At 39.9% G+C, this 614-nt stretch carries 1 protein-coding gene; it reads left to right on the top strand.

Going from position 1 to position 614, the window contains the following annotated elements; all coding sequences use genetic code 11:
- Nucleotides 1–614, top strand: a 614-nt coding sequence (locus L4D76_RS28910) for a DNA primase (protein ID WP_428444215.1), incomplete at both ends; no start/stop codon positions are given.

Raw genomic sequence — 614 nt, 5'->3', positions numbered from 1 at the left:
TTATGGAGCAAGCAGGGCTAATTATTTTTAGGGAAAAAGACGAGTCATATTTTGACCGTTTCAGAAATAGAGTCATGTTTCCAATTATGGATCACCAAGGGAATACGATTGCGTTTTCGGGAAGAGCAATGGGGGACGATGAGCCCAAATATTTGAATAGTCCCGAAACGCCAATCTTCAATAAAAGTAAAACTTTATATAATTTTCATCATGCAAGACCTCACATACGAAAGAAAGAACAAGTAGTTATTTTTGAAGGCTTTGCCGATTGTATTTCAGCTGTTCGTGCGGGTGTAGAGAATTCGGTCGCTACGATGGGGACAGCCCTAACCGATCAGCATATCCAGCTATTAAAAAGAAATACTGATCAGATACTAATCTGCTATGATTCGGACTCTGCGGGATTGAATGCGGCAAACCGTGCAGTTAATATGTTACAGGACAACGATTTTACAGTTAAGGTCGCGCTGATGCCTGATAACTTGGACCCCGATGACTACATAAAGGAATTCGGTGAAAAAAGCTTTGTTTCTGAAGTAATAGGGGCCAGTTTAACCTACATGGCATTCAAAATGCATTATTTACGACGAGGAAAAAACGTAAATAATGAAGGA

This window comes from Photobacterium sagamiensis, assembly GCF_050337085.1.
GTDB lineage: Bacteria > Pseudomonadota > Gammaproteobacteria > Enterobacterales > Vibrionaceae > Photobacterium > Photobacterium sagamiensis.
This window is presented reverse-complemented; position numbering and strand designations above follow the sequence as displayed.